Raw genomic sequence first — 8,222 nt, forward strand, 5'->3', positions numbered from 1 at the left:
GTTTGTAGTCAGCGCTTTAGCGCTTCTTCTTCTCAAGTGCCTACTACCAACCCAGGGTGAGGATAATTGATTTCGGGCGTTTGTAGTCAGCGCTTTAGCGCTTCTTCTTCTCAAGTGCCTACTACCAACCCAGGGTGAGGATAATTGATTTCGGGCGTTTGTAGTCAGCGCTTTAGCGCTTCTTCTTCTCAAGTGCCTACTACCAACCCCGCTTAAGTCAACGCCATTTTGCTGCAATCTTACTAATGCGATGCCTTCAGAAAACGGTTCGGCTTCATCCAGTTGCGGATCAATAACAAACGTTCCAGCTTGATCAATATATCCCCATTTATTGCCCAGTTTGACCCTCGCCCGTCCTTGGGTAAAGGAATCCGCCTCATCGAATAACGGTTCAATGGCGATAATATCCCAACCCGGAATATACTGCCAGGGAACGCCAGGGAGTTTTAACGCCAGACTAATCAGTGCAGCTACTTCGCCTCGTGTCGCATTGCGATTCGGGTGTAGGCGTCTGACATCTGGATAGTTAAGCACTAAAAACTTACGGGTTGCGGTTGCGATCGCGCCTCGTGCATAATTGGGAATAGCTGTCGCATCATCATAGTATTTCTGGAGAATTAAGTTAGGATTTGGGTCACGGTCATACTGTAACCCACTCACCAATGCCACTAACGCTTGCACAAGGGGAATCGGTTGATTGGGGCGAAAGGTTCCATTAGGATAACCGGAGAAAAATCCGGCACGGGTAACGGTTTGAATCGCGGAATTTGCCCAGTGATTGGCGGGTACATCGCGAAAATTGATCGTATCGCGTACTGGAGTAGCTTGGGGAAAGGCTTTATTTAAAATCGCCGCAAATTCAGCCCGGGTAACGTAGTTATTGGGGCGAAAGCTACCATCCGGATAACCACTGATAATTTGGCGGTTAAAAAGCTGGTGAATCGAGTCTTTTGCCCAATGGGTTTGGGTATCGGCAAAGCGGGAATCGGTGGAGATCGTCATTCGTCATTCGTCTTATGTCGTAGGTGAGTTATTCCCACTGTAGTGCTAAAGTATTATCGGGGTTCAATTTTACGCGATCGCGAAACTTTTTTCCTTCCCGATTCAATACATCTCTTAACCATAGTGTATCGGTTGTTGATGCTCGATTTAATCGCATCTTTTTGATCTGGGTTGGTGTCATTTGCAGATTAATCAGCTTTCCCGTTGCTGGATTCACACTCACGAAGTACATTAAGTTTAAATCATCTCGATACTGTTCATATCCCCTGATCCCTTCATAGTCAGTGAGTAAGTCACCACATCCATAAAGAATCAACTTTTGGCGATAAACTTCTATTCCTTTGACATGATGGGACGAATGTCCGTGAATGATGTCAACACCAGCTTGATCAATAAGTTTATGGGCAAATGCTCGTTGTTCACTAGGAACCTGATAACCCCAATTTCCTCCCCAGTGAATCGACGCCACGACGATATCTCTGGGTCGTTTTACGTATCGAACGTTTTCTTTAATCTCAAGGATAGTTTGATCTGAAACGTCTGTTAATCGATTGACACCAGGCTGATCATCGGTAGCTGCCCAACTAAGGGGAATTCCGCTGGTTTGGAAACCCAAAGAAAAGACGATTACTCTACCTTTTCCCTCAACCTCCATGACAGCAGGCGCTGCGGCTTCTTTAAGATTTTGTCCTGCGCCCGCACTTTTTATATTCAGTTTGGTTAAGGTGTCTAAGGTTTCTTGTAGCCCTGCATATCTCCAATCAATGACATGGTTATTTGCCAGAGAACAATAATCTATTTTGGCGGCTGTTAAGCAAGGACTATTATCGGGATGCATTCTATAATGGATGAGTTTATCGTACCAATACTCGTCACTCTTGGTGATACTGGTTTCCAAATTAATCAGTCTTAAATCAGGGGATACTCGCTCGAATTCCTCAAGTGCATCGCCCCAGATGTAAGCGAAGTTAACAGGTTTTTCAATGATACCATTCCTGTTCTCAGCCAGGGTAACATAGTCTCTGGCATCTTTGATGTAGGATTCGTGGAGAACTGGATTACTAGGGTGAGGTAGCACCTGATCAATCCCTCTCCCCGTCATGACATCACCACACAGAAATAGGGTGATAAAATTAGACCTACTATTGTCCATAATAACCTGTTTATGATTAACTCACTCTCAAGCGCGATCGCGAACGGCACGCTACACCAATGTTAAACTCAATCTAAAATAAAGAAAGTCGCGATCGCCATCCTGGTTCATGTCATTTACCTATTCTCCCGGAAACCTACCCTTTCAACGCCTGCGCGATGTGCGTGGGGCGCTGCTGCAACTGCATAAAGCCCTTCTCCACTCGGAACGCGATAGGTATGAACGGTTTCATGGGCGTATTCGTTCAAAAGGAGAGTTTTTTCAATTAGTTGTCCAAGATGAATGGTTTAGTTGGCTACGCCCTTTCTCTCAATTTATTGTCCAGATTGATGAAGCGTTGAGTGCCAAAGAACCGATAACGTTGCATCAGGCAAATGAACTTTTAGACGAAGCCCGTTCTCTGGTTTCTCCGGATGAAGCGGGAACTAATCGAGAACAACGTTATTATCAAGCAATTCAACGTGATCCCAATATTGCCCTGATGCATGCTGATGTGTCAAGACTGCTTTCTAGGAGTAAGCGTTAAGTAAATAGGGTGTTTCCCAGGGAAACATTTGACCCCTCCTTAACCCTCCCCTTGTCAAGGGGAGGGTATTTCTCCTAGTCGCTAAATCCCTCTATTCCCTTTACAACTTGTCCTGATAATAAATTTGGATTAAATTTTCCAATTTCTGATCAGGACAACATTCAATCAACGCTTCAAATACCTCCAGCAATTTAGCACCACTTTCTCCTAACGTTGGACTCAATCCCCAAACATCCTGTACCCAGTCTTGAGGACGTTCATCGTCAAAAATTAAACGTTCTAGGAGTTGCTTTGCTTCGGTTTTTGAAATCGGTTCTTTGTCATTTCTCATGGGTAATTAGTCATTCAGTAATTCTCGTTTAGGACAGTTCCTCACAAACTGAAAGGCACGTCATCCTTAAATTATTGTTCAAGGGTTTCCATTTGATAACGAATAGCTGCAATTCCTTGCTCATTTCCTAATTCTTCAAAAATCGTTAAGGCATCTTGATAAGACGCTTGCGCCATTTGCTCTTTCCCTTGTTGACTGTAGATTGTCCCCATATTGTATAAAGCTAGAGCTTGCAACTCAGGGATATTCTCATCGTTGAAAATGTCTAAAGCTTGCTCGTGAAAGTCTAAGGCTTGGGTATAGTCTTTTAAGTTTTGATGGGATAATCCTAGGTAATAAAGAACCTCTCCTTCTAAGATGTTTTCGTCCAAGTCCTGATAAATGCTTAACGCTGCTTCAAGGGAATCAATCGCTTGCTCATTTTGATCTTGAGCGAAATAAACTTTGCCGATATTGCCCAATACAATACCTTCACTGCGGCGATTATCCACTTCTCGGAAAAGTGCCAGTGACTTTTGGTGCAGATCCAGTGCTTGAGAATATTGTTCTAGATTTGAATAGACTGAACCCATGTAATCGAGGATGATCGCTTCTTGGTAAGGATCATTGAGGGTTTTGGCTAGATTTAAGGCTTGTTCGTAAACGTTTAGTGCATCTTCATGCTGTTGACGATGCTCATAAATTAGACCGATTTGGGTCAGAGTTATGGTTTCTTCTGCGGGGGCTTCGACTTGCTGAAATAGGTTGGATGCTTCCTCTAGTCGATTTAACGCCTCCTGCATTTGACCTTGCTGATACAGATCAATTCCTTCCTCTAGCAACTGTTGGGCTGCACTAAGCTGATCTTCAGAGGTTTGGGCTTGTACCTGGGTTGATAGAGATAGGGACAGATTAGGGGATAGGGAAATCGGCGAGAGGAATGTTAACAGCAGTGTCGCTGTCGCCAAGCTGAGGGAGTAAAGTCGGTGGGGTAAGGATAAATAGGTCATGAGGCTGAAATCATAGTTTACAGGATTGAGCAGATGACACCACAAAAAAGCAGAAGGCAGAAGCAGAAGCAAAATTTCAAGCTACAGTCTCACCAACCGCCTTGGGTTAAAATCAAAGGAACCAAAAGTTTTATATTCTATTTTAATAGAAACCCTTTTTTGCCCTGGCGACTAGAAGTCGCAGCTACACAAACAAAGTCCGCCTGCGCGGACTAGCTTATACAAGGGGTGGCTAACCCGGATTTGGTATAACACGAAGCGTTCCATGGGGGAGACCAGAGGATGCGGGAGCTTCTGTTGCACGGGGGAAGCCAGAGGATGCGGGAGCTTTTTTTGCTTATGGGATGCGAGGGGGATCGACAATGTACCGCATAGCAGAGCAAACTGCTGTATCAGTTTGAACCCGTTTTAACGGGACGCGAGCTTTTAGCCCGTAGACGCGGAGCGGCTTCTCTTTGAGTACTTTAGTTCAGGGCTTTAATTCAGGGCTTTAGTTCAGGGCTAATTCTAGAGATTGAAGCCAAAGGGAGGCAGGATGTGTTCAATATCCGATCCTAAACGAATCGTGACCACAAACGTCTCTTGCCATGTTGCCACTACACTGGTGAAGAAATAGGAACTATTCGTATCTAATGTTTGTTCGACTAAAATCTCTGTTTGGTCACTAATCTGTAATGTTAGACCCTCTGGGAAACCCGTTGGCGAATCTGTGCCTAAAATTATCAGTAACGCCCATTCGGGGACAGTTGCAGATAAGAGGGGCCAAGTTATGGCATACAAGCGCAGGGGGATGTCTGCCACCTGGAGATTGCGATACGCGCCCTTGGCTTGAGGCGGAATTTGGACATTATTATACTCCAGTTGTTGCACGATCGCATCCAATTCGGCGGTAGGCGATCGCATGGCGTTAGCGGGGGTTAAACTAGGCAGAAGTTGCCAGGAGAGTTCTTGGGCGAGTTCGTCTAATTCATCCTGCAACCAGCGTCCCACATTAATCACGTTTCGGGTGATGCGGCTGAGTACATCAGATAGATAGTTTTGCAGGGTAGATTGACTTTGGGGATCGGTTTGCAGTTGATACAGCCAGGTGCGTAACTCAGAACGGGTGAGTACGAAGGTGGCTTGTTCCCAGGTTAAATGTTGCCAGAGTTGGGACGCCGGAGACTGGATTTGGGGGAGTTTGGTTTCCAGTTGCGATCGCATCTGGGCAAGTTGCAGGCGGCGATCACTGGGAATAGGGGGGAGGGGTATGGCGCTGGGGGTTAAACAGCGTAATTCTAAGAGGAGGTTACTGGGTTCTGTGTCAAAACAATCGAGGGGGAATGAATAGTTCCAGTCTTCCTCAGGTGTTAATCCCAGAGTATCCCGGTGTTCGATTAGCTGAGGATAGGAGACAAACCCTTTAACCACGGCGGTTTCTTCTTCCTCTTGTACATCTACTATGACGTAGAAATGGGGGATGAATTCGGGAATATCGACGACGGTTCTGGGTAAGGATACTTGATCATCCGATAGGCTACCTTGGGCAATTAGACAGAGGTTAAACCCATTCACATTCAGATGACAAACCGCTTCAATGAGATTCGCTGTCGCAGAGTCGAACAGGGACGTGCGATCGCGATTTACGGTTAAATCAGAACTACGTTCAGCTAACCATGACTCAAACCCAAATAAACCTAAAGCATTGAGATAAGTTTGCCATTGACGTTGTTCGTTAGCAATGGGTTGGGCGAGGTGAATAGCTTGTTCAATCGCATCGTCAGAGAGTTGGATAGTTTCAATGGCGAAAGCGTCACCATCAAGCCCCGGTTGAGTGGTTGAGTAGAAAGTCATGATATATTACTCCTGTTATCTAGATAAAGGCAGAGTCTTTGGGTAAAGAGACTGCGGGTCTTATGATGGCGTTCATTGGTGGCGGTACTGGCTTCTGTCGCCGCCTCTTCGATCACCTGGGTTACTTGTTCTGCGATCGCGTCTTGAATCTGTTGATGAACGGTTTGCAGGCGTTGGCGATTGGTATAGCGTTGGGCTTTCTCCAGAATGCGATCGCTTAAATAAACCAGTAACTCCCGTTGAATATCAGCGCGAAGGACCTTCAGTTTCAGTAAACGGCTAATTTGAAATTGTCCTTTATAGTTAAAGTTTCGGGCAATATCGGACATGGATTGTCCTTGACAGTGAAACAGATGCAACGCAGTGAGAAACTGTTGGGCTTTTTGGGAATCTCGGCGCTGTAACTTCCGAGTGCGATCGCCTGTAATTTGGGCGATGGCGGTATCTAAACCTTTAAGAAACTGTTGGCGATAGGCGGTTAAAAATTCGCTTTGTTGATCGGGTGTGGGTTCAGAATAGGGAATATCTATAGGTTCATTTGGCGTTGCATCCAGGGATTGGCTTTTTAACTTCCCACCGCGTACATAAATTCGGTACTCACGCAGTCGAGAGGCGATGAGTTGCAGTTGGCTGAGGAGGGTTTCGGGGCGTAGGGGAAGGGAGAGACATTGCGCCATTTGCTGTAATTGTTCGGGGGTGGGGGGGTGACATTTTCCTTTAACTCCGGCGAGACGTTGTTTTAGGCGTTGGCTGCGGTAGATGGCGTGATAAGCTTCCAGAAGCTGTTGGGCGTGTTGGATTTCCGGTGGGGTTAAGTTGTGAAACTCGGCGAAAATACGATGTAGTTGTTTGGGTTTGGTATCATTTAGGATTGCCCAATCACTAACTAAATAAATCCCATGTTCAAGTAAGAATTGATTTAGGGGTTTATGGTGTTTCACCAGACGAGTTGTCCAAGTGGCGAGGCTGCTTTGTTCGGGGTCAAAACTGTGTAAAATTTCATCCAGGAAGGATTGGTAAGTGGGAGAATGGCGGCGAAGTTTACCGATTTCTTCGTCTAAAACAAAGGGTAATAAATCGGTACTGGTAAAGCCATGTTCCGCACCAAACCGACTGGCTAAACCCCGACAAACGTAGTCAATTTGCTGCGACATAAAGCATTTGAGACAAAGTTGAGCCTTATAACTCTGATTAATCTCTGCTCCCCCAGCTCCCCCGGCTCCCCCAGCTCCCCCGGCTCCCCCAGCTTCCCCAGCTTCCCCAGCTTCCCCTGCTTCCCCTGCATCCTGCATCCAGTACCAGAGTTGACGCTGAACCTGGGTATCTGATACCTGAGTCTCTGGGGTAAAATCAGGGAATGATTCCAGGAAAAATGCCTTAGCTTCAGTAATTTCCCGGACTTGGCGTCTCCCGGCTGCATCAATCGCGATCGCACTCCAATATCGGGAAGCTGTGTTAGTAGGGATTTTTACGGCGCTCAAATGGTTGCTCATCACTCGTGTATCAGGGGCTACGTGGGCGGGGGTATCGTCTCAAGGGTTGTACCTCCATAGTTTAAGGGTTGTTCAGTCGGATCTAACTCTGAGCGGCTAGAGCTTATGCAGAGCCTCCCGTCGTCAGCAAAGGGCGCACGTCAACAAAGGGCGCACGTCGGTGCGCCCCTACGATGGTGATAAGTTCTCAGCGAAATTATGTTTTTTTAACGCAGAGTACGCAGAGGTTCCCGCAGAGGTACGCAGAGGAGGTTGGGGGATTGGGGATAAAATTGTTAATCAAATTCTAGGAGGTTAATATGAGCGAACCCAGTTCATTATCAGAAAAAATTGACGCTGGAGTCAAAGCCGCCGTTGCCCAAGCCATTGAAAGACACCGCAGGCTCGGTCAATCGATTAGCATTTGGCGGGATGGAAAAATCGTCACCTTAACAGCCGATGAGATTCCGCCGATGCAGGTGGAGACACCTATTAAAAAGAATGACTAGCGAAATTTATAGTATCGCAAAAATGGGACTATTCGCCACCTCTACCTATCTTTCTTGATGGATAAATTGGGGCGAATTTTACCGAACATAATATCAAAATCTGTAGGGGCGACCCGCTGCATAAATCAACAACACTCGTCCTCTCAATTTTATCGGGTCGCCCTTTACCAAATTGGGGTGGCTTGTCTTATCTTGAACCCGGACAGGTTTTATTGTTCATTTATCGGTGGGGAGGGCGGGCGCAAGTTGTTCATTGATTGGTGACACATTCAATTTAATCCCTAAACCCGCCCCGACAAATCATTGATGACGCATTCAATTTAGTCCCCAAACCCGCCCCGACAAATCATTGATGACGAATAAAATCATATCAGGTTCTGATGCTTACCTAGAATCACAAACCTATA

The 8,222-nt window shown here is 46.1% G+C and carries 8 protein-coding genes; 2 read left to right on the top strand and 6 right to left on the bottom strand.

Annotation, left to right across the window (positions count from 1 at the left end; all coding sequences use genetic code 11):
* Together ACLFWI_RS22105 and ACLFWI_RS22110 are read right to left on the bottom strand one after the other, a co-directional pair.
* The coding region (locus tag ACLFWI_RS22105) for an S-layer homology domain-containing protein (protein ID WP_446414709.1) at window positions 1–1,002 on the bottom strand (1,002 nt) is incomplete at its 3' end.
* A 28-nt stretch (window positions 1,003–1,030) separates the two neighbouring features.
* Window positions 1,031–2,155: a CapA family protein gene (locus ACLFWI_RS22110; RefSeq protein WP_446414710.1), complete on the bottom strand. Its 1,125-nt coding sequence runs from the start codon at window positions 2,153–2,155 to the stop codon at window positions 1,031–1,033.
* A gap of 109 nt (window positions 2,156–2,264) precedes the next feature.
* Here ACLFWI_RS22110 and ACLFWI_RS22115 point away from each other — a divergent pair, with 109 nt between their 5' ends.
* On the top strand, window positions 2,265–2,681 hold the full coding sequence (locus ACLFWI_RS22115; protein WP_446414711.1) for a hypothetical protein: 417 nt from the start codon (window positions 2,265–2,267) through the stop codon (window positions 2,679–2,681).
* Window positions 2,682–2,781: 100 nt separating this feature from the next.
* Here the strand turns inward: ACLFWI_RS22115 and ACLFWI_RS22120 are convergent, their stop codons facing one another.
* The 4 genes from ACLFWI_RS22120 to ACLFWI_RS22135 form a co-directional block, all read right to left on the bottom strand.
* Window positions 2,782–3,012, bottom strand: coding sequence for a hypothetical protein (locus ACLFWI_RS22120; protein WP_446414712.1), 231 nt, complete (start codon window positions 3,010–3,012; stop codon window positions 2,782–2,784).
* A gap of 71 nt (window positions 3,013–3,083) precedes the next feature.
* Window positions 3,084–4,001 carry a tetratricopeptide repeat protein gene (locus tag ACLFWI_RS22125; RefSeq protein WP_446414713.1) on the bottom strand — a complete coding sequence of 306 codons (918 nt, stop codon included), beginning with the start codon at window positions 3,999–4,001 and terminating at the stop codon, window positions 3,084–3,086.
* 507 nt (window positions 4,002–4,508) lie between these two features.
* The gene (locus ACLFWI_RS22130; protein ID WP_446414714.1) at window positions 4,509–5,834 is read right to left on the bottom strand and encodes a DUF1822 family protein; all 1,326 of its coding nucleotides are present in this window, start codon (window positions 5,832–5,834) and stop codon (window positions 4,509–4,511) included.
* Entirely contained in the window at window positions 5,831–7,327 is a 1,497-nt protein-coding gene (locus ACLFWI_RS22135) for a hypothetical protein (RefSeq protein ID WP_446414715.1), read from the bottom strand. Before ACLFWI_RS22135 ends, ACLFWI_RS22130 begins: the two co-directional genes overlap by 4 nt.
* A gap of 299 nt (window positions 7,328–7,626) precedes the next feature.
* Between ACLFWI_RS22135 and ACLFWI_RS22140 the strand changes: the two genes are divergently transcribed.
* The gene (locus ACLFWI_RS22140; protein WP_446334116.1) at window positions 7,627–7,815 is read left to right on the top strand and encodes a hypothetical protein; all 189 of its coding nucleotides are present in this window, start codon (window positions 7,627–7,629) and stop codon (window positions 7,813–7,815) included.
* Window positions 7,816–8,222 lie beyond the last annotated feature (407 nt).

Origin of the sequence: Coleofasciculus sp., from assembly GCF_046539235.1 — a bacterium.
GTDB lineage: Bacteria > Cyanobacteriota > Cyanobacteriia > Cyanobacteriales > Coleofasciculaceae > Coleofasciculus.

What these genes read in the sequence shown, in the direction of transcription:
- ACLFWI_RS22110 (WP_446414710.1), bottom strand. Translation starts at nt 2,155, where the DNA reads ATGGACAATAGTAGGTCTAATTTTATCACCCTATTTCTGTGTGGTGAT.
- ACLFWI_RS22115 (WP_446414711.1), top strand. Translation starts at nt 2,265, where the DNA reads ATGTCATTTACCTATTCTCCCGGAAACCTACCCTTTCAACGCCTGCGC.
- ACLFWI_RS22120 (WP_446414712.1), bottom strand. Translation starts at nt 3,012, where the DNA reads ATGAGAAATGACAAAGAACCGATTTCAAAAACCGAAGCAAAGCAACTC.
- ACLFWI_RS22125 (WP_446414713.1), bottom strand. Translation starts at nt 4,001, where the DNA reads ATGACCTATTTATCCTTACCCCACCGACTTTACTCCCTCAGCTTGGCG.
- ACLFWI_RS22130 (WP_446414714.1), bottom strand. Translation starts at nt 5,834, where the DNA reads ATGACTTTCTACTCAACCACTCAACCGGGGCTTGATGGTGACGCTTTC.
- ACLFWI_RS22135 (WP_446414715.1), bottom strand. Translation starts at nt 7,327, where the DNA reads ATGAGCAACCATTTGAGCGCCGTAAAAATCCCTACTAACACAGCTTCC.
- ACLFWI_RS22140 (WP_446334116.1), top strand. Translation starts at nt 7,627, where the DNA reads ATGAGCGAACCCAGTTCATTATCAGAAAAAATTGACGCTGGAGTCAAA.